This window comes from Rhodococcus sp. MTM3W5.2, from assembly GCF_001984015.1.
GTDB lineage: Bacteria > Actinomycetota > Actinomycetes > Mycobacteriales > Mycobacteriaceae > Rhodococcus_G > Rhodococcus_G oryzae.
The window spans coordinates 2,121,540-2,147,469 of record NZ_CP019572.1; the positions used below are offsets into that span (position 1 = coordinate 2,121,540).

The 25,930-nt window shown below is 66.7% G+C and carries 23 protein-coding genes and 4 pseudogenes; 17 read left to right on the plus strand and 10 right to left on the minus strand.

The annotated features are described in order from the left end of the window. The first annotated feature begins 24 nt into the window (after nucleotides 1–24). Nucleotides 25–2,406 (plus strand): Tex family protein, encoded by a 2,382-nt coding sequence (locus BTZ20_RS09785; protein ID WP_077041219.1) that lies wholly within the window; start codon nucleotides 25–27, stop codon nucleotides 2,404–2,406. Between the two features lie 68 nt (nucleotides 2,407–2,474). Here BTZ20_RS09785 and BTZ20_RS09790 read toward each other — a convergent pair whose 3' ends face one another. After that, the gene (locus BTZ20_RS09790; protein WP_077041220.1) at nucleotides 2,475–3,146 is read right to left on the minus strand and encodes a GAP family protein; all 672 of its coding nucleotides are present in this window, start codon (nucleotides 3,144–3,146) and stop codon (nucleotides 2,475–2,477) included. A 141-nt stretch (nucleotides 3,147–3,287) separates the two neighbouring features. Here BTZ20_RS09790 and BTZ20_RS09795 point away from each other — a divergent pair. The 6 genes and pseudogenes from BTZ20_RS09795 to BTZ20_RS09820 all read left to right on the plus strand — a co-directional run bounded on the left by BTZ20_RS09795 (nucleotide 3,288) and on the right by BTZ20_RS09820 (nucleotide 7,478). Further along, a pseudogene (locus BTZ20_RS09795) lies at nucleotides 3,288–4,210 on the plus strand (formylglycine-generating enzyme family protein). Beyond that, entirely contained in the window at nucleotides 4,210–5,055 is an 846-nt protein-coding gene (locus tag BTZ20_RS09800) for a hypothetical protein (protein ID WP_083742606.1), read from the plus strand. Before BTZ20_RS09795 ends, BTZ20_RS09800 begins: the two are co-directional and overlap by 1 nt. A gap of 154 nt (nucleotides 5,056–5,209) precedes the next feature. Continuing rightward, nucleotides 5,210–5,551, plus strand: coding sequence for a 50S ribosomal protein L19 (gene rplS / locus BTZ20_RS09805; protein ID WP_027499292.1), 342 nt, complete (start codon nucleotides 5,210–5,212; stop codon nucleotides 5,549–5,551). Nucleotides 5,552–5,616: 65 nt separating this feature from the next. After that, a pseudogene (gene lepB / locus BTZ20_RS09810) lies at nucleotides 5,617–6,398 on the plus strand (signal peptidase I). Further along, nucleotides 6,395–7,117, plus strand: coding sequence for a ribonuclease HII (locus BTZ20_RS09815; RefSeq protein WP_077041221.1), 723 nt, complete (start codon nucleotides 6,395–6,397; stop codon nucleotides 7,115–7,117). Before lepB ends, BTZ20_RS09815 begins: the two are co-directional and overlap by 4 nt. 37 nt (nucleotides 7,118–7,154) lie before the next feature. Further along, nucleotides 7,155–7,478, plus strand: a complete 324-nt coding sequence (locus tag BTZ20_RS09820; protein WP_072750096.1) for a DUF2469 domain-containing protein — start codon at nucleotides 7,155–7,157, stop codon at nucleotides 7,476–7,478. A gap of 103 nt (nucleotides 7,479–7,581) precedes the next feature. Here BTZ20_RS09820 and BTZ20_RS09825 read toward each other — a convergent pair whose 3' ends face one another. From BTZ20_RS09825 to BTZ20_RS09835, 3 genes are read right to left on the minus strand one after another with little or no spacing between them, the layout of a single operon-like run. Continuing rightward, nucleotides 7,582–8,094 carry a TIGR04338 family metallohydrolase gene (locus BTZ20_RS09825; protein WP_077041222.1) on the minus strand — a complete coding sequence of 171 codons (513 nt, stop codon included), beginning with the start codon at nucleotides 8,092–8,094 and terminating at the stop codon, nucleotides 7,582–7,584. Next, nucleotides 8,091–8,849, minus strand: a complete 759-nt coding sequence (locus BTZ20_RS09830) for a DUF2786 domain-containing protein (RefSeq protein ID WP_077041223.1) — start codon at nucleotides 8,847–8,849, stop codon at nucleotides 8,091–8,093. The genes BTZ20_RS09825 and BTZ20_RS09830 overlap by 4 nt, the downstream gene beginning before the upstream one ends. A gap of 40 nt (nucleotides 8,850–8,889) precedes the next feature. Beyond that, a complete protein-coding gene (locus BTZ20_RS09835; RefSeq protein ID WP_223263704.1) occupies nucleotides 8,890–9,333 on the minus strand; it encodes a hypothetical protein in 444 nt (147 codons plus the stop codon). 338 nt (nucleotides 9,334–9,671) lie between these two features. Between BTZ20_RS09835 and BTZ20_RS09840 the strand changes: the two genes are divergently transcribed. The 7 genes and pseudogenes from BTZ20_RS09840 to BTZ20_RS09865 all read left to right on the plus strand — a co-directional run bounded on the left by BTZ20_RS09840 (nucleotide 9,672) and on the right by BTZ20_RS09865 (nucleotide 17,487). Beyond that, a complete protein-coding gene (locus BTZ20_RS09840) occupies nucleotides 9,672–9,989 on the plus strand; it encodes a YraN family protein (protein WP_262982564.1) in 318 nt (105 codons plus the stop codon). Next, nucleotides 9,989–11,407 (plus strand): annotated as a pseudogene (locus BTZ20_RS09845) (YifB family Mg chelatase-like AAA ATPase); the annotation flags it as partial. The gene BTZ20_RS09840 and the pseudogene BTZ20_RS09845, both read left to right, overlap by 1 nt. A 20-nt stretch (nucleotides 11,408–11,427) precedes the next feature. Next, the gene (locus BTZ20_RS09850; protein WP_189636621.1) at nucleotides 11,428–12,855 is read left to right on the plus strand and encodes a recombinase family protein; all 1,428 of its coding nucleotides are present in this window, start codon (nucleotides 11,428–11,430) and stop codon (nucleotides 12,853–12,855) included. A 508-nt stretch (nucleotides 12,856–13,363) separates the two neighbouring features. Then, nucleotides 13,364–13,570 (plus strand): hypothetical protein, encoded by a 207-nt coding sequence (locus BTZ20_RS26690; RefSeq protein WP_145982263.1) that lies wholly within the window; start codon nucleotides 13,364–13,366, stop codon nucleotides 13,568–13,570. Next, nucleotides 13,567–13,788 (plus strand): hypothetical protein, encoded by a 222-nt coding sequence (locus tag BTZ20_RS09855; RefSeq protein WP_077041226.1) that lies wholly within the window; start codon nucleotides 13,567–13,569, stop codon nucleotides 13,786–13,788. The genes BTZ20_RS26690 and BTZ20_RS09855 overlap by 4 nt, the downstream gene beginning before the upstream one ends. 1,898 nt (nucleotides 13,789–15,686) lie before the next feature. Beyond that, a complete protein-coding gene (locus BTZ20_RS27175) occupies nucleotides 15,687–15,863 on the plus strand; it encodes a hypothetical protein (protein WP_189636622.1) in 177 nt (58 codons plus the stop codon). A gap of 436 nt (nucleotides 15,864–16,299) precedes the next feature. After that, nucleotides 16,300–17,487, plus strand: a complete 1,188-nt coding sequence (locus BTZ20_RS09865) for a phage major capsid protein (protein WP_077041228.1) — start codon at nucleotides 16,300–16,302, stop codon at nucleotides 17,485–17,487. Nucleotides 17,488–17,603: 116 nt separating this feature from the next. Here BTZ20_RS09865 and BTZ20_RS09870 read toward each other — a convergent pair whose 3' ends face one another. The 4 genes from BTZ20_RS09870 to BTZ20_RS27180 form a co-directional block, all read right to left on the minus strand. After that, nucleotides 17,604–18,326 carry a TIGR02391 family protein gene (locus BTZ20_RS09870; protein WP_077041229.1) on the minus strand — a complete coding sequence of 241 codons (723 nt, stop codon included), beginning with the start codon at nucleotides 18,324–18,326 and terminating at the stop codon, nucleotides 17,604–17,606. Between the two features lie 431 nt (nucleotides 18,327–18,757). After that, entirely contained in the window at nucleotides 18,758–19,399 is a 642-nt protein-coding gene (locus BTZ20_RS26695; protein WP_145982264.1) for a hypothetical protein, read from the minus strand. A 125-nt stretch (nucleotides 19,400–19,524) separates the two neighbouring features. After that, nucleotides 19,525–19,704, minus strand: a complete 180-nt coding sequence (locus BTZ20_RS09880) for a hypothetical protein (protein ID WP_077041231.1) — start codon at nucleotides 19,702–19,704, stop codon at nucleotides 19,525–19,527. A gap of 297 nt (nucleotides 19,705–20,001) precedes the next feature. Next, nucleotides 20,002–20,166, minus strand: a complete 165-nt coding sequence (locus BTZ20_RS27180; protein WP_189636623.1) for a hypothetical protein — start codon at nucleotides 20,164–20,166, stop codon at nucleotides 20,002–20,004. 337 nt (nucleotides 20,167–20,503) lie between these two features. On the opposite strand from BTZ20_RS27180, the pseudogene dprA reads away from it, so the two are divergent. Then, nucleotides 20,504–21,621: pseudogene (gene dprA / locus BTZ20_RS09885) on the plus strand (DNA-processing protein DprA). A gap of 84 nt (nucleotides 21,622–21,705) precedes the next feature. Here the strand turns inward: dprA and BTZ20_RS27950 are convergent. After that, nucleotides 21,706–22,398, minus strand: coding sequence for a DUF2510 domain-containing protein (locus tag BTZ20_RS27950; RefSeq protein WP_077041232.1), 693 nt, complete (start codon nucleotides 22,396–22,398; stop codon nucleotides 21,706–21,708). 340 nt (nucleotides 22,399–22,738) lie between these two features. Here BTZ20_RS27950 and BTZ20_RS09895 point away from each other — a divergent pair, with 340 nt between their 5' ends. Further along, nucleotides 22,739–23,506 carry a MerR family transcriptional regulator gene (locus BTZ20_RS09895; protein ID WP_077041233.1) on the plus strand — a complete coding sequence of 256 codons (768 nt, stop codon included), beginning with the start codon at nucleotides 22,739–22,741 and terminating at the stop codon, nucleotides 23,504–23,506. Nucleotides 23,507–23,590: 84 nt separating this feature from the next. Continuing rightward, nucleotides 23,591–25,111 carry an alpha/beta hydrolase gene (locus BTZ20_RS09900; RefSeq protein ID WP_077041234.1) on the plus strand — a complete coding sequence of 507 codons (1,521 nt, stop codon included), beginning with the start codon at nucleotides 23,591–23,593 and terminating at the stop codon, nucleotides 25,109–25,111. A gap of 7 nt (nucleotides 25,112–25,118) precedes the next feature. On the opposite strand, the gene BTZ20_RS09905 is transcribed toward BTZ20_RS09900, so the two are convergent. Further along, complete coding sequence (locus tag BTZ20_RS09905; RefSeq protein WP_077041235.1) at nucleotides 25,119–25,751, minus strand: hypothetical protein; 633 nt, start codon at nucleotides 25,749–25,751, stop codon at nucleotides 25,119–25,121. Nucleotides 25,752–25,930: the final 179 nt, after the last annotated feature.

Below are 25,930 nucleotides of genomic sequence, written 5' to 3' on the forward strand. Positions count from 1 at the left end.
TGGCTGCCGGTAGGGTCGATCGCCGTGACCTCAGCTCCGAATGCACCAGCTCTGAAATCAGTCAACGCGCGCATCGCGGAGGAACTCGGCGTCCGGGAAGAGCAGGTCCGCGCGGCGGTCGAACTGCTCGACGGCGGCGCGACGGTTCCCTTCATCGCCCGGTACCGCAAGGAGGTCACCGGGACCCTCGACGACGCCCAGCTGCGCACGCTCGAGGAGCGGCTGCGGTACCTGCGTGAGCTCGACGAGCGCCGGGTCGCGGTGCTCGAGTCGATCCGCTCCCAGGACAAGCTCGATCCTGAGCTCCATGCGCAGATCATGCTCGCGGACACCAAGGCCCGCCTCGAGGACATCTACCTGCCGTTCAAGCCGAAGCGGCGTACCAAGGCACAGATCGCGCGCGAGGCCGGGCACCAGCCCGTCGCCGACGCCCTGCTGTCGGACCCGACCACCGACCCAGCGCAGTACACCGCCGAGCAGCTCGAGGGTGCCCGCGCCATCCTGGTCGAGCAGTTCGCCGAGGATGCCGACCTGGTCGGCGAGCTGCGCGAGCTGATGTGGACCCGCGGCCAGGTCAAGTCCGCGGTCCGCAAGGGCAAGGAGACCGAGGGCGCCAAGTTCGCCGACTACTTCGAGTTCTCCGAGCCCTTCGGCAAGCTGCCCAGCCACCGCATCCTCGCCATGTTCCGCGGCGAGAAGGAGGAGGTGCTCTCGCTGACCCTCGACCCCGAGACCGAGGAGCTCCCGCTCGGCGAGGTCAGCGTCTACGAGGGCCGCATCGCAGGCCGGTTCGGCGTCGCGGACCGCGGGCGCGCCGCGGACCGGTGGCTGCTCGACACCGTCCGTTGGGCCTGGAAGACCAAGATGCTCATCACGCTCGGCATCGACACCCGGATGCGGCTGCGTCAGTCGGCCGAGCGGGACGCCGTCGACGTGTTCGCGATGAACCTCAAGGACCTGCTGCTCGCCGCGCCCGCGGGCACCCGCGCCACGATGGGCCTCGACCCCGGGTTCCGGACGGGCACCAAGGTCGCCGTCGTCGACTCCACCGGCAAGGTGCTCGCCTACGACACCATCTACCCGCACCAGCCGGCCAACAAGTGGGACCAGTCGCTGGCGACGCTCGCCGCGCTGGCCGCCAAGCACAAGGTCGACCTGATCGCGATCGGCAACGGCACCGCCTCGCGCGAGACGGACGCGCTTGCGGCGGACCTGATCAAGAAGTTCCCCGAGGCCGGGCTCACCAAGGTGATGGTCTCCGAGGCGGGCGCCTCGGTGTACTCCGCCTCCGCGTACGCCTCCGCCGAGCTGCCGGACCTTGACGTGTCCATCCGCGGCGCGGTGTCGATCGCGCGCCGGCTGCAGGACCCGCTGGCCGAGCTGGTGAAGATCGACCCGAAGTCGATCGGCGTCGGCCAGTACCAGCACGACATCTCCGAGACGCTGCTGGCGCGCTCGCTGGCCGCGGTGGTCGAGGACGCGGTGAACGCGGTCGGCGTCGACGTCAACACCGCGTCGGTGCCGCTGCTCTCGCGGGTCTCGGGCATCACCGGCTCGCTGGCCGAGTCCATCGTCGCGCACCGCGACGCGAACGGTCCCTTCCGCGCCCGCGCGGGCATCCTCGACGTGGCGCGGCTTGGTCCCAAGGCGTTCGAGCAGTGCGCGGGCTTCCTCAAGATCACCGACGGCGACGACCCGCTGGACGCCTCCGCGGTGCACCCGGAGGCGTACCCCGTCGTGCGGCGGATCGTGGAGGCCACCGGAACCGGCGTCAAGGAGATCATCGGCAACACCACGGCGCTGCGGGCGCTGCGGCCGCAGGACTTCGCCGACGACAAGTTCGGCCTGCCGACCGTCACCGACATCATCGCCGAGCTGGAGAAGCCGGGCCGCGACCCGCGCCCGGAGTTCAAGACCGCGACGTTCGCGTCGGGTGTGGAGAAGGTCGCCGACCTCAAGCCCGGCATGACGCTCGAGGGCGTGGTCACCAACGTCGCGGCCTTCGGCGCCTTCGTCGACGTCGGCGTGCACCAGGACGGGCTCGTGCACGTCTCCGCGATGTCGCACAACTTCGTGAAGGACCCGCGCGAGGTGGTCAAGTCCGGCGACGTCGTGAAGGTGAAGGTGATGGAGGTCGACCTGCCGCGCCAGCGCATCGGGCTGAGCCTGCGCCTGGACGACGAGCCCGGCGCGGCCAAGCAGGACGGCCAGGGCGGCGGACAGCGCGCCGCAGGTGGTCAGCGGCAGGGCGGGGGCCAGCGGGACGGTGGATCACGTCAGGGTGGCGGCCAGCGTGGCGGTGGGCAGCGGGGCGGCGGCCAGCGTCAGGGCGGCGGGTCGGGTGGCAGCAGCCCGGCGAGCGGCTCGATGGCCGACGCCCTCCGCAAGGCCGGCTTCGGCAAGTAGGCGGCTCCGCCGCCTGTGCGCGGTTGACGAGTCCAGAGACTCGTCAACCGCGCACAGGCGCGCAGCGCCTAGTACCCGCCGAGGCCCTTGCCGATCATCACCACGCCGATCACCAGCAGCAGCGTCGCCATCACGGCCGCGTTGTTGGCGGTCAGCCAGGACTTGAGGTTCTGCAGCCAGACCGTCGCCTTCTCCTTGGCGACGAAGTAGGCGATCACCGGCACCGCCACCGTGCTGGCGGCCAGGATGGTGAAGACCACCCCGGTGACCACCAGCGTGACGCCGCTGACCCCGAGGTTGGCGACGGCCACCGCCGCGCCGACGATCATCAGCAGGTTCTTCGGGTTCACCGCGGACAGTGCGAAGCCGAGCCCGAGCGCCTTGCCTGGGGTGACCTTGTCGATGGCGGCGAGCCAGGCGGGCATGGTCGGTTCCGCGCCAGGCGCGGGCCTGCCACGCCACTGCTTGAGCGCCAGCCCGAGCAGCGCGACGCCAAGGATGATCTTGATGGTCGCGGTCGTCGCGTTCCCGCCCGACGAGCTGTCCAGGCCGACCACGCTGGCGATCGTCACGATCACCGCGTACCCGAGCGCGATGCCGAGAATCCAGCCGGCGGTGAACGCCGTCGCGGTGCTCCCCGCCTTCGGCGTCAGCAGCATGAGGATCGCGGCGATGATCGGGATCGGACTGATCGCGACGCCGAGAGCGAGCGGAAGAATGTCACCAATGGCAGTTCCCATGAATGGCATGCTCTCAGTCGGCGGGTCGCCGGGAACCACCCGAAAAGGGTGACCGGTGGTGGCTGCGCGGGGTGCGGGTGAGGTGACATGCTTCCTTGCATGGCGTCGAGCACCCAGTCGTTGAACACCCCACTCAAAAACATGTCCTGGGTTCCGGGCGGTCTCTTCTGGATGGGCTCGGAGGATTTCTACCCGGAGGAGAAGCCCGTCCATCAGGTCGAGGTGGACGGCTTCTGGATGGACACCCACCAGGTGACCGTCGCGGAGTTCCGGCGTTTCGTGAAGGACACCGGCCACGTCACCGTCGCCGAGACCGCGCCCGACCCCGCCGACTACCCCGGCGCCGACCCTGCGCTGCTGGTGCCTGGCTCGCTGGTGTTCACCCCGCCGCCCGGGCCGGTCTCGCTCGACGACTACCAGCAGTGGTGGTCCTGGGTGCCGGGCGCGGACTGGCGTCACCCGGAGGGCCCGGACAGCAACGTCGGCGGGCGCGAGCGGCACCCGGTGACGCACGTCGCCTATGTGGACGCCCAGGCCTACGCCGCGTGGGCGGGCAAGGAATTGCCGACCGAGGCCGAGTGGGAGTTCGCCGCCCGCGGGGGTCTCGACCGCAAGGCCTTCGCGTGGGGCGACGAGTACACACCCGGCGGGAAGCAGCAGGCCAACACCTGGCAGGGCCAGTTCCCGTGGCAGAACCTCGTCGAGGACGGGTTCGTCGGGACCTCGCCGGTCGGGAGTTTCAAGCCCAACGGCTACGGGCTCCTGGACGTCGCGGGCAACGTGTGGGAGTGGACGACCGACTTCCACACCGCCGACCACAGCGCGGGCGGGAAGAACGTCAACCCGGCGAGCTCGTGCTGTATCCCGCGCAACCCGAGGTCGGAGTCGGCGGCGCGGACCGAGGGCGAGAGCTACCCGCGCCGGGTCATCAAGGGCGGCTCGCACCTGTGCGCGCCCAACTACTGCCTCCGCTATCGCCCCGCCGCCCGCCAGGGGAGACCGAGGAGACCTCCACCTGCCACGTCGGGTTCCGCTGCATCGTCAGGACGCAAGGGCCGAGCTGATGAACCACTGGCTGGAGCGGGCGATCATCGAGCCGGGCAAGCTGCCGCTGCTCATGTTCTTCCTGGGTTTCATCGGTGGCTTCGCGTTCATCCGGCTCAGCGTGCGGATGATCCGGGCGAACGTCCGGTGGTGGCCCGGCAACGTCACCCCCGGTGGCCAGCACGTGCATCACGTTGTGTTCGGCGTGGTGGCCATGCTCATCAGCGGCGGCTGGCTGATCGCCGTGTTCGAGGACGGCAGCTCGACGACCGGCGCGGTACTCGCAGGCGTCTTCGGGGTCGGCGCCGCGCTGGTCCTCGACGAGTTCGCACTGATCTTCTACCTCAAGGACGTCTACTGGGCGGAGCAGGGCCGGACCTCCGTCGACGCGGTGTTCGTCGCCATCGCGGTCACCGGGCTGCTGCTGCTCGGCGCCCGCCCGACGGCGATCCTGGACGTCGAGGACTTCCGAGGGCAGGAGCCCTGGTGGGTCCGCGGGTTGGTGGTGCTGATCACCGTGTTGGGCCTGATGATCGCGGCGGTGGTGATCGCCAAGGGCAAGATCTGGACCGCCCTGCTGGGGATGTTCATCTTCCCGGTGCTCCTGGTCGGCGCGATCCGGCTGAGCCGACCAGGGGCGCCGTGGGCGCGGTGGCGCTACGCGGAGCGGCCGAAGAAGATGCTGCGGGCGATCGAACGGGAGAAGCGCTACCACCGGCCGGTGGTCCGGGCGAAGATCTACGTGCAGGACCTCGTCGCGGGCAAGCCGAGCGTCGAGCATGTGAGGGTCGCGACCGAGCAGGAGTTGGAGCGGACCGTGCGCGCCGCGCCCCCCGCCCCGCACCACGAGCGGGTGCCTCGGTAGTCCCGATTTCGTCCCGTCCTGGTTGTCTGGCACAATTGACGGGTTGCCTGTACAGGCCACACCTACCTAATCGGAGTACGAACCAGCCGAGCACAGCGTGAGCAGTGCCGCTCGGTTCCTCTACTCGTGCGAAAACGCAAGGATGGAACAACCGATGAACACCCTGGACTTTCTGGACGCCCGCTCTCTCCGCGACGACATTCCGGAGTTCCGTCCCGGCGACACCCTGAACGTGCACGTCAAGGTCATCGAAGGCTCGAAGGAGCGCGTGCAGGTCTTCAAGGGCGTCGTGATCCGTCGCCAGGGCGGCGGCATCCGCGAGACCTTCACCGTTCGCAAGGTGTCCTTCGGCGTCGGCGTCGAGCGCACTTTCCCGGTGCACAGCCCGAACATCGCTCAGGTCGAGGTCCTCACCCGTGGTGACGTCCGTCGCGCCAAGCTGTACTACCTCCGCGATCTGCGTGGCAAGGCCGCCAAGATCAAGGAAAAGCGCTGATCTTTTTCACGTCGGCCCGGCCCCGGAACAGCACCACCGTTCCTGGGCCGGGCTAACCTGTTCCGGTGGTAAATACCCCTCAGGAATCGACGGCGCCGGACGGCGCCGAATCCCCCGAACCGACGTCGGGAAGGGTCGAGAAGAAACCCCGCTCGTTCTGGCGGGAACTCCCCATCCTCATTCTCGTCGCGCTCGTGATGAGCTTTCTGCTGCAGACCTTCATCGTCAGGGTGTACCTGATTCCGTCGGAGTCGATGGAACCCACGCTGCACGGGTGCAACGGCTGCACCGGCGACCGGATCGCCGTCGAGAAGATCAGCTATCGCTTCGGCGAACCGCAGCCCGGTGACGTGATCGTGTTCAAGGGCCCGGAGTCCTGGAACAGCGGATGGTCGTCCACCCGCTCCGACAACCCGGTGGTCCGCGGATTGCAGGAGTTCGGTTCCCTGGTCGGGCTCGTGCCGCCGGACGAGAACGATCTCGTCAAGCGAGTCATCGCTACCGGTGGTCAGACCGTCGAGTGCTGCGACGACCAGGGCCGGATCCTGGTCGACGGCAAGCCGATCGACGAGCCGTACGTCGTCACCGACTTCCCCTTCACCCCGGGCACCCAGACCTGCGACACCCCGCTCAAGTCGGGTCGATGCTTCGGTCCCGTCACCGTCCCGAGGGCAACCTCTGGATGATGGGCGACAACCGCAACAACTCTGCGGACTCGCGCTACCACGTCGGCGACGAGTACAACGGAAGCGTGCCCGTGGACAACGTCATCGGCAAGGCCGTCGCCATCGTGCTGCCGCCCTCGCGCTGGGGCCTCATCGATTCGCCTGATATCCAAGGACAGTGAGTACCTGGCCACCGAGGACGATCATCCGCAGAGCGGCTGGCCTGCGGACGATGGAGTCTGCCCTCATCCGTAGCGGCCTCGGCCCCGTGGTGGGCGTCGACGAGGCCGGCCGCGGCGCCTGCGCGGGCCCGCTCGTGGTCGCCGCCTGCGCGTTGGGGCCCAAGCTGCACCCGGCCCTGGAGAACCTCGACGACTCCAAGAAGCTGACCGAGCGGACTCGGGAGCAGCTGTTCCCCGCCATCACGCGAATCGCCAGGGCCTGGTGCATCGTGGAGATCCCGGCGTGGGAGGTCGACTCGCTCGGCGTGCACGTGGCGAACATCGAGGGCATGCGTCGCGCGGTCGCGGGCCTGGCGTTGTCCCCGGGATATGTTCTGACGGACGGGTTTCGGGTGCCGGGCCTGCCCGCGCCGTCACTGCCGGTGATCGGCGGCGACGCGTCGGCGGCGTGCATCGCGGCGGCCAGCGTGCTGGCGAAGGTCTCGCGCGACCGCACGATGGTGGCGATGGACACGGAACTGCCCGGGTACGGGTTCGCCGCGCACAAGGGGTACAGCACGGCCGCGCACACCGCGGCGATGGCCGCGCTCGGCCCGAGTCGCGAGCACCGGATGTCGTACGCGAACGTCGCCGCCGCGCGACTGATGCAGCGCGATCCGGTGCGCTCGGCGGTCGATGAGGTGGGCGAAATGCACACCGCGGAGGTGCGTGCGGGATGATGATGGTTCACCACAGAGCAGGAGGACGGCGAAACAGATGAGTGCCGAAGATCTCGAGAAGTACGAAACGGAGATGGAGCTCTCGCTCTACCGTGAGTACAAGGACATCGTCGGCCAGTTCGCCTACGTAGTGGAGACCGAACGCCGGTTCTACCTGGCGAACTCCGTCGAGCTGATCCCGCACAACGCGGACGGGGAGATCTACTTCGAGGTGCGGATGGCCGACGCCTGGGTGTGGGACATGTACCGCCCCGCGCGGTTCGTCAAGCACGTCCGGGTCATCACCTTCAAGGACGTCAACATCGAGGAGCTGGAGAAGTCCGACCTGCGGCTGCCCGAGAACGGGCCGTTCGGGGAGTAGGGCGCGCACGCCGCCGCACATTTTTTGCCGAGTTCGCACACCCCTTGATCACTCAAGGGGTGTGCGTTCTCGTCAATGGGTGTGCGCGGTCGCTGGGCGCGCATCAGGCGATCCGGACGCCGTTCTCCAGCATTGTGGTCCGCAGGACGAAGGCGGCCTCGCCGCCGATGATCTCGCCGACCAGGACCAGGTAGCGATCGATGAACTCGGGGCCGTGCGGGGCCAGTGCCGCGCCGTCCGGCTCGAGGTGATGGGCCAGCTCGTGCAGGACCACCAGCTCGCGCAGCGCCCATGCCGTACCGCGGGTGTGCAGCGGCACCGCGATGGTCGCCGCGCCGGCCTCGTAGTGGGCGGCGGCCGCCCCGGCCCGCGCGCGGACGGTGACCGGGACGGCCGCGCCCGGCCAGCGCTCGCGCACCCAGTTCAGGGCCAGCACCCGGTCCGCGTAGTCCTGCACCGAGTCGACCGAGGCGAACTTCCGCTCCACCGGCAGCGTGATCGTGGAGCCGAACAGCTCGAGTTCGCGTGCCCCCTTGTCGGCGCGGTCGAACACCGTGCGCACGACGGACTCGGCCTCGTAGACCCGGGAGCGCTGGCTGTCGCGGTCGGTGCTCACTCGAGCTGCTTCCTCGCGCCCGCGAGCTCCGGCGCGTGCCCGAGGCGCGCGGCCCGGCCCGCCCTGTCGCCCGCCCGCCGCGCGGTCGAGGAGTGCCCCGCCGTGGCCTTGGACCCCCGCCACGTCCCGCGCGCCTGCGACGTCTGACGGTAGAAGTCGGACAGCTCGAGCTGCTTGTCGCGCAGCACCAGCGCGGTGCCGGTCAGTTCGGGGCCCGTGGACGCGTCCGCGCGGACCGCCTCGGCCTCGGCGGCCTTCTTCGCGGTTGCCAGCCGCTCGCCGATCCGGGCGGCGAATGCGAGCTGGAAGTTCAGCCTGGCTGTGACCCCGGCGACCGGCCGGTGTGCGCCCGACTTGATGAACGCGTCCGAGGCCCGGACCATCTGCACCAGCAGGCTCGAGTACAACGCCTCGCAGGCGTCGATGTCGGTGCCGAACCCGTAGGCGAACACCTGCGTCGAGTTGTGTGCGACGTCGCACTGCACGTCGTTGGCGGCCGCGATGCTGACGAACAGGTGCACATAAGTGCGCAGCCCCTTCTTGCCGGTCTCGCCGATCGCGATTACCCGCTGGGTGGGGGTGACGCGCTGCTCGCGGCGCGAGGTGTGCGAGCGCGCGACGGCGAGGTCGATCGAGGTGGCGGTGGCGAGGCGCTGCGCGGCCTCCATGAAGGCCTGGGCCTCGTGCGGGTTGGTGGTGGACTCGGCCTGGCGGAGCAGGCCGCCGATCCGGGCCAGCATCTTCTCGGAACTCACCCGGACGAGCGTAGACCGCGGCACCGACGCGCGGCCGGGCCTATCGCGGGCCGTCGAGCTCGAAGTACAGCGCGTCGGACCAGTAGCCCAGTCCGAGCTCTCGGAGCGGTTCCTCGATGCTCTCCTGTGACGGCGTGAACACCCGCTGCCAGAAACTCGGCTTGGTGGGCGCGAGCCCAGCCAGCGCGGCCTCCATCTCGGCGTCGATGTCCGCCAGCCCGGCCAGCAGTGCCGCGCCCTGGTCGGCGAACGGCTCGTCGTCCATCGCGAAGATCTCGCCGCATTCGAGGACGAAATGGTCGTCGGGTTCGGTGTGGGCGCGCAGGAAGCGCAGCGCGTCCTCGGCCATAGTGCCGAGACCCGGGTGGTCGATGCGGCTCAGGAACTTCTCGAGCCGGGCGATGCCGGGGCCGCAGCGCGCGGTGACCGCGATCAGGTCGGGGGTGTCGTCCCAGATGATCGACTGGTGGGCGCGGGGGTCCACGGAGACGAGGATCCGGGGACCAGCGGTATCGCGTACGACCACTCGGAGACGCCTGCGAGACGCCGGGTGCCGGCCGCGGAGGGATCCGTCTGTGGGGCAAGGGGAGTGGTGTAGAGGTACGTGCGGTTGGCCACGCCGCCTCCTGTCTGCGTGCGGGATCGGGCGACCGGCCGAGTGTAGGTGTCGCCGGTGACAGGGACGGTCTGCTGCGTTCTCCACAGGCCGGGATCCATCCACAGGTACCGCGAAATCGGCCGCCGCCGGGTGCGATTCGTCCCGGCCGCGGTGCATCGTCTGGTCATGGCACGAAACCTGGAGCTGGGGCATGGGGCGAGGAGTTGGCCGCGGACCACCTCACCCGCGCGGGCCTGACGATCCTCGCGCGGAACTGGCGGTGCCGCTACGGCGAGCTGGATCTCATCGCCAGGGAGGGGGACGCGGTCGTCTTCGTCGAGGTGAAGACGCGATCGGGCCGGGGCTACGGCACGCCCGCCGAGGCGGTGACGTTCGCGAAGCAAGGGCGGATCCGCCGGCTGGCCGGGTTGTGGTTGGCCGAGCAGCCGCACGGCTGGCGGCACGTTCGGTTCGACGTGGTCGCCGTCGTGGTCGAGTCCGGCCGGGATCCGGTGCTCGAACACCTGCGCGCGGTGTTCTGATGGCGCTCGGGCGGGCCTACGCGGTGGCGGTGCGCGGCGTCGACGGTCAGTTGGTGGAGATCGAGGCGGACATCGGGCGCGGGCTGCCCGGGGTGCACCTGGTCGGGCTGCCCGACACCGCGCTGCAGGAATCGCGGGACCGGGTGCGGGCCGCGGTCACCAACTCCGGTGAGCGATGGCCGGATTCGCGGGTGATCCTGGCGCTCTCACCCGCGACCCTGCCGAAGGGCGGCAGCGGATTCGACCTCGCGCTGGCCTGCGCGGTCCTGGTCGCGGACGGGCGGGTGCCGAGCGCGGACCTGGACAAGGCCGTGCTGCTCGGCGAGCTCGCGCTGGACGGCCGGCTGCGCGGGGTCCGCGGCGTGCTGCCCGCCGTGCTGGCGGCCAAGTCCGCGGGACGGCCCGCCGTGGTGGTGCCGTACCCGGCGCTGGCCGAGGCCGGTCTGGTGGACGGCATCGAGGTGTGGGGCGCGCGCAACCTCCGGGAGGTGATCGAGTGGCTGCGAGGGGAGTTGGTGCTGCCCGGGCCTGCCCCGCTGGAGGTGCCGCCCGAACGGACGACGGCCGACCTCAGCGACGTGGCGGGCCAGGGCGACGCGCGGTTGGCGCTGGAGGTGGCGGCCGCGGGGGCGCACCACCTGATGCTGACCGGTCCGCCCGGTATCGGGAAGACGATGCTGGCGCAACGGCTTCCGGGGGTGCTGCCGCCGTTGAGCGAGCAGGAGGCCCTCGAGGTGACCGCGATCCATTCGGTGGCGGGGCTGCTCACCAGCAAGCGGCCGCTGATCACCGAGCCGCCCTTCGTCGCCCCGCACCACACCTGTTCGATCAGCGCGCTGGTCGGCGGCGGGTCCGGGATGGCACGGCCCGGTGCGGTGAGCCGCGCGCATCGGGGCGTGCTCTTCCTCGACGAGTGCGCCGAGCTGGGTGTGAAGGCGCTGGAGGCACTGCGCACCCCGCTCGAGGACGGTGAGGTCCGGATCGCGCGGCGGGACGGGGTGGCCTGCTACCCGGCACGGTTCCAGCTGGTGCTGGCGGCGAATCCGTGCCCGTGCGCGCCGCCCCGCACGGAGGACTGCGTCTGCGCGCCGACCACGCGCAGGCGCTACCTGGGGAAGCTGTCGGGTCCGCTGCTCGATCGGGTGGATCTGCGGGTGAGCATGCAGCCGCTCTCCGTCGGCGCACTGAACGGGGAGGCCGCCGAGTCGACGGCGGAAGTGCGGGCGAGGGTGGCGGCCGCACGGGCGACGGCGGTCGAGAGGTGGCGTGAGTTCGGTTGGCGGACCAACGCGGAGGTGCCGGGTCCGGCTCTGCGGCAACGGTTCCGGATCTCCCGTGCGGCGCTCCGTCCGCTGGAGGGGGCGCTGCGGGAGGGGCAGATCACCGCCCGGGGCGCCGACCGCGCCCTCAGGGTGTCAAATGCACTACGATAGCTCAAGTGAGAGTAGCTGTGTACCTGAGGCAGAGTCAAGACCGATCCGGTGAACAGCTCGGAATTGATCGCCAACGCGAAGACGTGCACCGCATGGTCGAGGCACGCGGTTGGAGTGTCGCAGCTGAATATGTTGATAACGACGTTAGTGCAACCTCTCGCAAGCCACGCCCCGCCTTCAATCGGATGATGGAGGCGGTGGACGCCGGTGACGTGGACGTGATCGCAGCGCGCCACATTGACCGTCTGCTGCGAAGGCTGTCCGAGATGGAAAGCGCTCTTGAACGCTGCGACGCGCACGGGGTGTTCATCGTGACTGCTTCCGACAGCGTGGACACGTCCACGGACGGCGGACGCCTGGTAGCCCGCATTCTGGCAAGCGTCGGTCAGGGTGAGATGGAACGGAAGTCGGCCCGGCACAAGTCGGCGCAGGCTCAGGCGGCGAAGCTGGGCCGGTGGACCGGGGGGAGGCGTGCGTTCGGCTACGAGTCCGATGGTGTGATCATTCGTGAGTCTGAGGCTGAGCTGATCCGCCAGGGCTACTCAGACGTGTTGGCGGGCCTCAGCATGGGTGACGTTGCCCGGAGGTGGAATGCGGCCGGTCTCCGTACACCGCAGGGTCAGAGAGACGGCACCGAGAAGCTGTGGAATCACCAGAATGCCAAGGACGTGCTGACGAATCCGCGTTATGCCGGACTGAGGCGGCACCGAGAACAGGGACAGCGGGCCTCAATCCGGCAGAACCCGACGCTCGGAATCGTGGCAACGGCTGAGTGGCCGGCACTGGTGTCTGAGGACGCTTGGCGGGCAGCCGTGGCTGTCTTGACGGACCCGGCGCGGTGGAAGCCTGTGAAGGGCCGTAAGAAGCTACTCACAGGTGTTGCAATGTGTGCAGTTTGCTTGGACACAGTTCACGGTGGGGCCTCAAGCCACGGGAAGCCTGCCTATCGGTGCCGCAGCCTCAAGCATGTATCTCGGCTGTCTGACCCCATTGACGAGTTCGTATGTGCAGTCGCCGTGGAACGGCTGAGCCGACCCGACGCGCTGGCGACGTTTGCGCCTCAGGTGGAACGGGACACCCGTCCTCTGTCGGAGGAGGCCGACACCTTGCGGAAGCGACTTGATGAGGTGGCGGTGACCTATGCGGAAGGTGCCATCACTGACGCTCAATTCCGCACTGTGACAACCCGAGTCAGGATCCGGCTGGCTGAGATTGAGGCCGAGATTGCTGCTGCGGGAAGTGCTGACCTGATCGCGCCACTGGTGCGCAAGAGCGACCTTCGCGATGCGTGGGAAGCCCTCGAAACGGGGCGCAAGCGGTCGATCATTGAGGCGCTTATGGAGGTCACCATTCACCCTGTCGGGCGAGGCGTGCGCACCTTCAAGCCTGAGAGTGTCGAGATTGAGTGGAAAGAGATTGACGCCGATGTGTGACCTGCGGTTTCAGTCCCAATCTGGGCGTGGCGCATGACGTTTGCATGAGAACTCATGCAGACGACACGAGGGAACAGGGAACAGGGAACAGGAAAGGCGCGCTGGCGCGCTCCGAGAGCTACCTCAATCCTTGAACTACTTGCCACTGAATTGTGACCTGTGACACGTCGATGCATGGCATCACCTCGGATGGTCGCATGCCGTACCACCTGCGAGTTTCGTCATTGTGGTTCACAACATCTCGCGTTCTATGGATATGTCGGACACTAGGTGTAATCTCTAATACACGAGCGGTGCAAAAGTCAAGGGTCGAGATGATCGGCCGTGACGCCCGTGTCACAGTTGGAGTCGAGTCAGCGGAGGGCCTGAAGCCCTGAGGAAAGCGCACCTGCGGGTGCCATCCTCAACCGCCCCGCTCCACTACCAAGTCCCAAATCCACTGCCGGCCTTTGGCCGGTCTCTTTCACGTGCCCGGAGCACGCGAAATCCCTGTGTAGGAGCATCTTTTATGGCGTATGACCCGTCAAGTGTTTGTCGTGCCGCTGGCCTTGCGGGTGCAGCGGCTCGCTGGAAAAAGCCCGAAGCCATCGCCCGTAAACGTGAACTGGCAGAAGCGCAGATCAGCGACTACATCATGCGAGTCGTAGCGAAAGCGCCACCGCTGGCACCTGCACAGCGGGATCGAATCGCGGCCCTCATCAAGGCGGGCAAGTGACTTATAACCAGCAAGGCCACGAGTTCAACCTGTCATGGTTCAACCGCAACGGGGCAACTGTGTTCCGGCTCGAAACCACCAACTCCCGGTGCATCAACCTGTCGATGACCGAAGCTGAGGCGCTACGGCTGCGGGATGCTGTCAACGATTGCCTCGACAGGTTTGAGGCCCACCGGATTCGGCATCTGAAGCGAACGGCCAACGCGGGAGGCCAATGAGGGGGGCAGATGCCGTCAAGAAGTGGCATGTACCTCAACGGGACTTCCTCAAAGCCGCGAATAGCATTGCTAGGTCAACCATCAAGCCGACACGGCTAAAGGTGTTGCTGTTCCTCCTCAGTCATGAGGATGGGTTCCGAATCATGAAGTCCAGTGCGGCAACCACTTTAGGTCTCAGCCGGCCGGCAGTGGACGCAGCAATCAAGGGTCTTGAGTCAGAGGACCGGCTACTGATCCGACAGCCAGTAATCGGCCCAAGCGGGAAGCAAGTTGGCGTCACCTATCACGCCAGTCACACGCCGTTCAGTGCCGCCGAGGCTGCGGAACTCTCGTTGGCAGTACAGGTTGGGCGTGTAAACGAGACTGTGGCCACGTGTAAACGAGGTTTACATGAGTGTGTAAACGAGCCTTACGCATTAGAAGACCATCCAGAAGACCAAGAGCAGCTAGCTACGCCTGGGGTTCTCCCTGAGGACTGGGCGCCGGGTGAACAGCTGCAACGACTTGCAAGCGAGTTAGGCGTCAACCTCGCTGAGTTCACCGCCAAGTTCCGCGACAAGACACGGGGCGAAACCTCCCTGGACTGGAACCACCGCTATCAGCAATGGCTTATGCGGGAGAAGGCGTCCAGGCCAAGGGCCGGCGCAACCACTTCGGGCGTCAGTCAGGACGGAAGGCGCTGGCAGGAATGACCACGACCGGCCACATCGGCAAGCGATCCCGAGGCATCCACGGCTCGAACACAGAACAGGACAACAACGCATGACAGTCACACCGAACAACATTGCTGGCGCAGGCAACGACATAGACGGGACTCCCAGACGATCCGACGCACACGTCTGGGTCGATCGGTCCATAGTGATGATGCCGCCCGGCTGGGTCAATCGCTACCAGTCGTCCACAGGTGATGAGTACTCAATTCCCTGCCCTGCCGTGATCACACAGCAAGGCAACCTGATCGGAGAAGCGGGCAACCTGAAAGGGCTTTGCCAGTACCGCACCGTACCGGCGCGCTTCGACCGTGGACGCCTTGTAGCCGCATTCAGCGGCATGGATAGATCCGCCAAGTACACGGCTACGGAGTACTGCGGGGCTGTTGGGGTAGGGGGGCAAATGCCACAACGATGACCAAGGGCGGCCAACTCCACGAGGGTTGTTGTCCTCTCCCCCCGGACGGGGTACCCATCGCGCGCGCGTGCGTGGGTGGGGTTCGGTCCACGTAGGGCCAAATTCATTGGCGCCGAGGATTCTGGGGCACCTTCGCCCTATCCTCTGCCCAATCACTTGCGTACCACGTTAGTGCGCTGAGAATTCCAACAGAAGTGAAGTGATTCCACGATGATTTTCGCCAATTGCTGTGACGCATCTTGGGGAGGCACCAGGACATGCCACTGCTCGGGATGCCACAAGACATTCACGGCCATTGAGGCATTCGACCTACATCGGCGCAATGGACGCTGCGTCGATCCCGTCAAGGCAGGCTTGGTTGAAGCTGGGCGCAACTACCAGTGTTGGCGTCGGGATAGGCCCGACCGTTCAGCGCCGAATGGTGTTTGGCGCATGAGCGCCTGACGCGAGTTCACTGTCACGGCAACGGCTGCCGCTGACACTTCCATTCCACGATTGGGGATAGCTATGGCTGAAAGCGCCACTGCTCACGTAGATCACATTCGAGCGTGCCGACTGGCACTCGCGGTAAGGCATGGCGATGAAGCGAACGTCCAACTAATTGCCAGGGAAGCCGTAGAAGACGGCGAGCTAGGCGTTGACCGACTCCTCATTGTTATGGCTGAACTGCTGGGGAGGGCTCTGGATCTGAGCCGCGGTGCCTCCACCGATGACTTCCTGCTCGCTGCAATCGCGGCCCACCAGGAACTCTCCAAGGCCGGTGGCCAGCGATGAGCGATGATCTGGCGATGATGGAGGTGGCGGCATCCCAGGCCCGCAGGGCGGGTTCGCTAGTTGGTGAGGTTAGAAAGATCTGGGTAGAGAGCTTCCTGCATGGCGGGCGGATAGAAGTTCCCGTCGAGAATGCGAAACAGTGGGATGACAGATTCTGGAATGACCGACCGTGAGTAGCGGATTCCTGCCCGGCTATCTCGACCCCACTCGCCCGCAATGGCTTGACGAGAGTGAAGCATGCCGGCGGGTGAGCCGCTCTCGGTGGACGTTAAGGGACTGGCGGCTTGAGGGCCTGCTGTCGGTTCAGAAGATCAGCGGATCATATCGATACCAGTCTCATGCGCTTGATCTTGCGAAGAAGTTCAAGGAGAGGTGTCACAGTGAGGCTGTGACTGGTAAGCGGCTCCGTAAACTCACTACGGGCAATTGTTAGACTGAAGCCGAGACTGGTTTTTCAGTGGTCGCACTCGGATTTGATGTGGAAGCAATCCGGCGTGCTTGATCCGAAATTCACCTCAATTCGACGCATGTGAACAACGAGCTGTTCGATCTACCTAGATTGGATGGTGGATTTGTCGTGCGAATATACCCGTGAAAGGGGTATCTGAAATGGCAACTGAAACGATTATTGAACAGCGCGCTGCGGCCGTGAAGGCGGCCGAGGCGCTGGTAGCCGGCGTCAAGGGCGAGACCCTGAACGCTGCACAGACCGCGGAGCTTCAGAGGCTCACCGAGCAGGTCAAGGGCTTTGACGCCCACATTGCAACGTCCAAGAAGGATCAGGCCCTACTGCAGCAGGTCAAGAACCTTGGGAGCTTTGACGATCAGGGTGCCGGTGGGTACTTGGGCATGACAGGTGTGAAGGCACGTGACCTTGCCCAGTCCATTGCGCGCAGCATGCGGGGGGATGACCGGGAGTTCGGACACAACCCGACTGCGATGAAGGCTGGCGCACCTGCCGGCACGAAGTCGCTCAGCGCCAACGGCGCAGTGACCGTCGGGGTTCCGCTGGTGAGTTCCCCTGTTGAACAGGGCAGGCCGGCGCAGAGTCTGCTTGACGTGCTGCAGCACGTAGTGCGCCCGCCCGTGTACAAGATCAACGTGCAGAAGGCCCGCACCAACAATGCGGCAGTGGTTGCGCCTGGTGGCTTGAAGCCCACCTCGGTCTACGGGATTGAGGACGTCCAGAAGAAGCTGGAGACCATCGCGCATGTGTCCGAGCCGATGGACAACTACCAGCTCGCCAACGGTGTTGACCTCACGCGGTTCCTTGAGATGGAAATGCTCTACGGCTTGCGGGTGAAGCTGGAGGACATGGTTCTGAACGGGGCCGGCGTCGATGACGAGTTCACAGGAATTCTGAAGACCAGCGGGGTTCAGACCCAGGCGTTCGACACTGATCTTCTGACTTCTACACGGGCAGCGAAGACCAAGCTGGACATGTTGGGGTACATCCCTGGCGTCTACGTCATCAGCCCGCTCGATTGGCAGGCGCTGGAACTTCAGCGCAACGCCAGCGGCGCGTTCGATCTGACGGCCGGTCCCGTCGAGAGCGCCGAGCGGCGGCTGTGGGGAACTCCTGTTGTTGTCAGCAACGCGTTGCCGCCGAAGTCGGCCCTGCTGCTTGATACGGCGCAGGTCACTGTCGATACCGATGGGTTCGGTGTGCAGACAAAGTGGAGTGAGGCAACTGGTGAAGACTTCATGAAGAACCAGACCCGCGTGCGCGTCGAAGGTCAGTACGGTGTTTCGCTGTTCCATCCTCAGTCGGCCGTGAAGATCGCAACGGCCGCCTAGGCCCGGCGTTGAGCTGACGGCCTTCCGCCCATTTCACCTGTCAGCTCACGTCAAATAGGAACGCCCCCTGCATCCCGATTGGGTTGTGGGGGGCGTTTTTTCGTGTTCGCGGGCGGCTACGTTGACGTAATCGTCTCGCAGCCGTCGATCCACCTGGCGAGGACACTAAGTGCCGCCAGGTGTTCGAGTGCTTCCTGTTTTGGCACGTCATCGACTGTATGGGTCACTGGGTTACGTATCGCCTGGAAACACCCAACTGCAAAGTTCTTGATGCCGTCGTTCATCGCCTTGACGGTCAGGTTTGTGGGATCGCCGGGCCAGCGCAGGCGCGCCTTGCCTTCCTTTGGCGGGTCAGACGAGAACACCTGCTGCATGAGTGACGAGTCGTTGATGTCGTACCGTCCAACTAGGTCCTGAACGTGACCGCTGAGGTTGGTTGCTGCACGCTGGACGGCCATGCCGTGATGGTGGTCTGACCACAACTTGGATGCTGGTTCCCATACCGTTGGGTGCAACTTGTCCGCAGCCATGCGTGGCGCTTGTGTGCCGATCTTTTCCGCGGTTTCACGCCCACGACGTAGCTGCCCGAGAGCATGTCTGACCGCCAGGATCCCGTTCCTGACCTGAAGGTGCTTGTCGTTTGGGTAGGTTCGGTACAGTAGCTGCTTGACCTGGGTGGGAAGCAACGCGCGAACCATCGTCAGCGTCGACATGTGGCGGTCGGTAAGTTCGTTCCGCAGTACAATTGCACTTTTCAGGCTTGTGGTCTTGATGAGGTCGTACTCTTCTGCCAACTTGACCCACGTCGCCAGTTCTGTCTCAACCCAAACGTCATCCAATTGCGGTTGCCCTTAACTCGTGTGGGTCTGCTTTGACGCTGACCACCATATGGGGAGGCTATCAACGGATACCAGCGATAACGCCTCGTCACGGTGCCCGCGCTGCCAAACTAGCGCCTGTGAGCGTGCCGCCAATCGAATCAGGGCCGCCGTACTCGCGTGACTTCCTGGCGCACCTCCACGGCGAAGGCTACGAGGATGCAAGCCTGTTCAAGCGAGTGTGTGAGGATCAGGACGCCCGTAGCTTCCTTCACGCACTCGATCGGGTGCAGCAACGCCTGTGGGCCTACCGTTTCCACTGCTGAACGATCCTGTCTGCCTACGGGCTGACCCAGCAGATCGTTAGCCGTCTGCTGGTTGGGGATCGGGTCGGTGTGTCGGCGCCGCGTCCGATCGGCGTTCTGAAGAGCGCCACCACCGCCGCGTAGGTTTCATAACTGGGTCTTCGTCAGATGCGGCCGTAGGTACCACGGGGCGGGCACCGGATCGATTCTGAGTCTGAGCCGGGTTGTCGTTGCTAGCGCGTCGCACGCAGTGCCCACGGATTCGACCACGTTTACAAGCTCGGGATCTTGGGGAGGGCGAGCGCCAGACTCATTGGGTTGGATGGCAACAACTCTTGCGGCGGCGCCGAGTGACCGATGCAGGACTCTGAGCGCGTGAAGCACTTCCTCATCGGTGACGATCAGGAAGGCCCGAACCACGATCACATCGATTGCTGTGGTGATTTCAAGAACCTCCCTAAGGGCCTCAGCCAGCCCATCCATGGTTCGCGGAGTTCGACTTCCTTCGCGTCGCGCGTTCTCGAAATGGACAACCCTGAGCAGTTGATAATTGAACTTGTAAGAAGCGTCGATCACCTCAGCAAGGGCAGACCGTTGGTCCGCGTGAGTCTTGTCGAGTCGATCCGCAGCGAAGCGTGCATGAGTGGCATCCAGTTCGAGCGACAGTCGTCGCTCAAGGTTTGACTGTTCAGCTCGGAAGCGCTTCCTCGATAGGCGGTCGCCAACGACCAGTCCGGCGAGTGTTCCGGTTACCGTGACGGCGGTTTGTGCGACGTTTGCCCATGACACCGTGTGGATGCTCCAATCTGGCTTGGCGCCGTGGGAGTTTCACGTTCCGCAGCACGTAGCTATGTCCGAGTCAGCGAACGCCCTGCCAAATGTCTGGCAGAGGCGGGGTGTTCTTCGGGCTGAGGCTAGTCGCCGGCTGAGGTCTGCATAGTCAGAAGGTCACTCAAGATCGCGTGAAGCCGCTCGGCCTGTGGTCGCGTGAGGTCCACGATGAGGTCACGGCCAAAAGCCAGCACAATGTCACTTCCGTCGACATGCGCGGAGGGATCGAACGAGGTGGTGCTGACGTGCTTGATGGTGAACATGCTTCCCTTACTTCCAGATGTTGATGGTTAGGTCTCAAGCCTGACGGACTGAAGGCCCGGCTTGATCTGGACCCCCCAAGCCCCAAGGCCAATTTCCGCCCCCGCGTTGTCCGCTCCACGCCTGATAGCCCGCGTCCTGATGGACGCGTGGCTTATCGGTATCGCCACCGGGACGATGATCAGTCGAAGCGGTGGTGCCTCAGGGCCGGTCTCTGAGGATTTACAAAGGGGCACAGTCAACGGCGGCAGGCTGGTTTTCGTCGGGCGCTGCCAGAAAACGACGCAGAACAGCGGGATCTAGGCCGTGCTGGTCGAGTACAGCCGTTCGGATGCGGCGATGGCGTCGAGCAGTGCGCCCGGGTGATCGCAGGCGACCATCGACAACAGTCGGTAGGCCAGGCGTCCGTCAGGGTCGGCGCCGAGGTGGGTGCTCAAGGCGCTAAGGACTTCGCTGGCGGTCATGCGACGTACCAGCCAAGAGCCAGCGCAAGGCGCAGGGCGCCAACAACAGCCAGATAGACGGTGGGGAGGGTAAGCGTGACGACGACGAATGTCATCGCGTCGTGCGCCTTTTCGGGGCGCGCGGATACACTTCTGGCACGGTTCACGGGCGGGTCTCTTCCGCTAGTGGGCTGAGGCCCCGGCGGAGCGCTCCAACGCTCGCTAGGGCCGCTTGTGTTTAGTTGCGCTATCCCGCTGCCTTTGTCGTCGCGTGGACGCTCGCGGACCTCGCCGGCCTGGCCGTGCCAGGGGAGGACCAGGTGGGGTGCGCGCTGGGCTACCGGGATCGGCGGGGCGAATGAGCGCGCGACGGGAGGCCTGGGCGTATCTGTCGCAGGTGGCGCAGGGTCCGTGCGCCCCGCTGCTGGAACTGGTCGAGGCGGTGGGGCCGGAGGAGGCGGCGCGGGCGGTGCGCGGGGCGGAGTTGCCGGAGGCGCTGCGCACCCGGACGGAGGCGCGCAGGCACCTCGACTCCGCGGCCCGCGATCTCGCAACCGTCGGGCGGCTCGGTGGCAGGCTGCTCACGCCCGACGACGAGGACTGGCCGGCGTGGCGTCTGCTGGCCTTCGACGGTCTCGACTCGCGGCGCGAGCGGGAGTCGGCGCCGCCGTTGGCGCTGTGGGTGCTGGGGGAGCGGCCGCTGACCGAGCTGACCGATCGGGCGGTCGCTGTGGTCGGGACCCGGGCCGCCAGCGGCTACGGCGAGCACGTCACCGGGCAGTTCGTCGACGACCTCGCGGGCCGGGGCTGGACCGTTGTCTCGGGTGGTGCCTACGGCATCGACGGCGCCGCGCACCGCGCCGCCCTGGCCGCGGGTGGTGCGACGGTGGCGGTGCTGGCGTGTGGGGTGGACCGGGCCTATCCGGCGGGGCACGCCCGGCTGCTGCGGGAGATTGCCAGGGAGGGAGCGGTGGTCAGTGAATATGCTCCTGGCACGACCCCTGCCCGGCACCGCTTCCTGGCCCGTAACCGGCTGGTCGCCGCGCTCGCGGGCGCGGTGCTGGTGGTGGAGGCCGGTGCCCGCAGCGGGGCGCGCAACACCGCGACGTGGGCGTCACGGCTGGGCCGTCCGGTGCTGGCGGTGCCGGGCCCGGTGACCTCGGCATCCTCGGTGGGGTGCCATCGGATGATCCGCGAGGGCGAGGCGTTGCTCGCGGCACGCGCCGCCGATGTGGTGGAGGCCGCCGGGCCGGTGGGGTGGGCAGCGAGGAGGGAGGCCCGGTGCGCGCGCTCGACGGTCTGTCCGCCAAGGCGGCGCTGGTGTACGAGGCGCTGCCCGCGTCGGGTTCGGTTGGCGTGGCCGAGCTGTCGGAGGGTTCGGGAATCACGATCGAGTCAGTGCGGGGCGCCCTGCCGGTGCTGGAGCTGGCGGGGCTAGTGGGGTCCGACGGGACAGGGTGGTTCCGGCGCGGGTGAATTCGGGAGAAAGAGTTACGAATCCGCGGTTCGGGCCATCGTGGCAGGCGCGGAGGGTTCGGGACTCAGACTGCTGGGCATCGGCTAGTACGCGGACTGCCAACGATCCTTCCCGTCGCTGGCGACATCGCACACCATTGCTTTGCCCTTCGTGGTTACACCAGTCGCTCCTGGAGTGGAGCAGAACGACCCCGGGTGAACTGTTCCTCCGGATCGCTCCACTGCTGGCGGCGAGTAGACCGGTGCGGGCACAGGTGCCACCGTTGTTGTGGGAGGGGAGAATAGCGGTGCAGGAGCTGGCGGTTGGTTTCTCGGGACCCACGTCGTTCCACAGAGTCTGTCGCCCTCGAGTCCCTTCGACTCCCGCCAGTCCGAGTCGCTGCACGAGGCTTCGAGTGACACTGTGGGTTCGGTGGTGATGGGTCGCTGTGTCGTGGACTCGACAACCGGTGCAACCGGTACCGCCTCCGGTTGCGACGACGGCGGGACCGTCCTTGTTGTTGTCGTTGCGCGCGGCGACGAGGAAACCGGTTGAACCGTAGCGGTAACCGTGGTTCCGGCATCGGATCCGGTGTCGCCGCCGTCGGTTATTGCCCCGAGCGCGATGAACCCAACCACAGCCGCACCGACCAGCCACGGCCAATTTCGATGCTTCTTCTCGACCGCATTCCCGGCCACGCGCGGACGGGCCTGGGCGGTCCATCTCTCGCCGTCCCAGTAGCGCTCACTTGCGCTTGGATCGTATGGGTCCGGGTGCCAACCAGCGGGAGGGAGCATTCCACGTCCGTCTCTTCAGGGTCGAGCTCACTGTTTGCTCGGAGAGTCTGACAGACCGAGCGGTACGGGTCGGCAGTCCCTGAAACTGCTGTCGTTCAGACAGAGGACACCGACTGAGCTGGAGTTATCCAGTTGTGCGAGCGGTTGGAGGTGTCGATCAGGTCGGTTCGGGGCGCGCTGCCGGTGCTGGAGCTGGCGGGGCTGGTCGGTCCGACGGGACGGGGTGGTTCCTGCGCGGGTGACGCCGTGACTTGACCCTGACCCTGGGGCAGGCTTGCAGGATGGTCGGCATGACGAGCACAGAGCCGCCGAGCTACTCCCGAGGGCGCGGTGATCGGTGATGCTCACGGTTGGTGAGCTCGCGTCGCTGGCGGGCACCACGGTGAAGACCGTGCGGCACTACCACGCCCGCGGCCTGCTGGCGGAGCCCGAGCGGGAGGCGAACGGGTACCGCAGCTACAGCGCGCAGGACCTGGTCCGGCTCAGCCGTATCCGCAGGCTTCGTGACCTCGGACTGTCCATCGCCCAAATCGGCGATCTGCTCGAGGGCGAGACCGGCGGCATCCACCAGGCGCTCGACGCGCTGGACGAGGAACTGGCCGAGCAGTCCCGGCTCATCGCGCTCCGCCGCCGCACCATCGCGGACCTGCGCAGCAGCCTCGACCCGGAGCTGCCCTCCGATTTCGCGCAGGTGATGTCGCAGTACCTCGCCGCAGGGGTGTCGCCGGCCTGGGTCGCGCAGGAGAAGGAGTTCCTGCTGCTCGTGCTCGCGGTCTCGGCCGGGAGCCCCGACGTGAGCGAGCGACTCCTCGGCATCCATCGGCGGGTGCTCGCGGAACCTCACCGGGCGCGCGGCGTCGACCTGATCGGCCGGGTCTCCCGGCTCGACGACGACACCGGCGCCGCCGAGATTGACGCGCTGGCGACGGACTACTGCGCCTTCATGGCGGAGGTGCTGCCCGACCAGATGCGTCCAGGAGAGGTCCCGTACATCAGGGACGACGAGCGGATGTCAGCCCTGATGGATGAGCATCGCTTCGCCAACGCCTCATCCGGCTACGCGAGGTTGGTCCGGGCGGTGGCCTCCCGGCTTGCCGACGGCGCCTAGCGCCGCACGCCACCGATTCACCCATTCAGGCCCGCGTCACACGCGGGTCTACCTGCCATGCCCGAACTCAGGAGGTACACGCGCATGAGAAAACTGACAGTCATCACGGCCGCTGCGGCGGCCGTGGGCACCATCGTCACCGGATGTGCTCAGCCCCAGCCGGATTCGGCGGCATCGGCCCCGAGCGCGTCGTCCGTCGCCCTCGACCGCTACTACCGGCAGCCCGTCTCGTGGGCGGCCTGCGCCGACGAGCAACTCGAGGCGAGCGGTAGCGAGTGCGCGACCGTCGACGTCCCGCTCGACTACCGGGATCCGCAGGGCGCGACTATCGAACTCGCGATTTCCCGGATGGCGTCCACCGACCCCGACAGCAGGCGCGGCATCATCCTGACCAACCCCGGTGGACCGGGTGGCCGCGGCCTCGGCATGCCTGCCAACCTGCGCGAAGGGATGACCCCCGACGTGTCCGACGCCTACGACGTCATCGGGATGGACACCCGCGGGCTCGGAAACAGCACCCCGCTCGACTGCGGGCTGACGGACATGACCTGGTTCCGCGCGACCGGCGCCGATCGGTCGGGGTTCGACGAGAACGTACGACGGGCCTCGAAGGCAGCCGACCTGTGCTGGGACAAGTACCCGGATGTATTGCCGCACATCAACACCGCCAACATCGCCAGGGATCTCGACGTGATCCGCGCGGCGCTGGGGGAGGAGAAGGCCTCGTACTTCGGCTGGTCCTACGGCACCGTGCTGGGCGCGACGTACAGCCAGATGTTCCCGGAGCGGATCGACCGCCTGGTGCTCGACAGCGCGGCCGATCCGGCCAAGTACGGCATCGAGATGTTCCGGGATATGGGCCCGGCCAACGAAAAGGCCATCGACGACTTCGCCGCGTGGGCGGCGCCGCGCCACGCCGAGTACGGGCTGGGCGCCACCCCGCAACGGGTGCGGGCGGGCATCGAACAGCTGATCGCCGACGCGGGGACCACCCCGATCAGGACGGGACAGTTCGCCCTCGACGACCACACGCTGCCGTTCGTGCTGTACTTCAACGCCACCAGCGACACCGACAATGCCGCCTTCGCGGAGGTCCTGGTGCAGCTCCGTCAGCTCGCGGCGGGCAAGCAGGTGACGCCGACGCCGAAGCTCGATGGCCTGCTGCAGGCGATGTTCCACCCGGAGTCGGGCACCGGCCTCGACTATGCCTCCACCCTGGCGATCCTCTGCGGCGACCGCAGGATGCCGTCCGACCCGGAGTGGTACTGGCAGCACACCGAACGTGCCCGCGCCGATCAGCCCATCTTCGGATCCGTGCACAACACCATCACGCCGTGTGCCTTCTGGCGCGGGGAACCGATCGAGCAGGTCGAGATCGGCAATGACACCCCCACGCTGCAGGTGCAGTCGCTCGGGGACACCAGGACCACCTACGAGGAGGGCCTGGGCATGCATCGGGCCATGCGAGGGTCGAGGCTGGTCACGGTGCCGGGACGCACGCACGCGGTGTTCCCGGACTACCCCAACGATTGCGCGCGCGACGCGGTGAACGACTACCTCAGGGACGGCACACTGCCGGGCGAAGACGTCGTCTGCGAGGCGTAGCCGGGCGTCAGCCGAACTGTGGGCAGATGCGCTGCCGCGCGGCGTCGTAGGCCCTGGTCTCCTCCTCCAGCGCCTGCTGCTCGGCCGAGGAGTCGCGGCCCGCTGCCTTCGCGGCGTCCAGCGCGGACTGTCGGGCACCGATCAGGGCCGCCGTGTACCCGGCCCAGTCGTCCCAGGAGCCGGTCGACACGGCGGCGGGCAGCATCTGCTCGTACGCCTCGCAGTAGCCGTGGCCCGCGGACACGATGGCGCCGCGTTCGGCGCGCGGGCTCAACGTGATCGCGCCCGCGGTGATGTCGTCCCAGCGGCTGTCCGCGCAGACGGCGCCCGCGTACCCGGCGTCGCCGCGCTCGGGCACGTTCCGGAAGACCGTGCTCTGTCCGATGCGCTCGACCTGGGCCGGGCGCGAGGCGGCGAACTGGTCGACCAGGTTCTGTTCGACGGAGTCGGTGGTCCCGTCGCCCCTCGGCCGGAGCACGTCGACGAGCTCCTCGGCGGTGGCGTTGGGGAGCGACGCGTCGACGCATGCCGCCGCGTCCGCCGACCCGGGCTCGGAGGAGGCCGCCGAGCATCCGCCGAGCAGGACGGCGGCGAGCGGCAGGAGGACGGCGAGCGAACGGATGCGGCGGATGTGTGTCATTGCCCCTCGAGAAGACGCGGAAGTCGTTGGCGGCGGTGTTGGTTCACCTCGCCCCGGCGTGGACGGTCGATCGCAGGCGGCGAATCGGCCAGGCAGCATTATCTCAGGCCGCGGCCGAACGAGAGGGGAATCACGCCATCCGGTCCGAGTCAACCGGTACTGTATTAGGTAACGCTAAC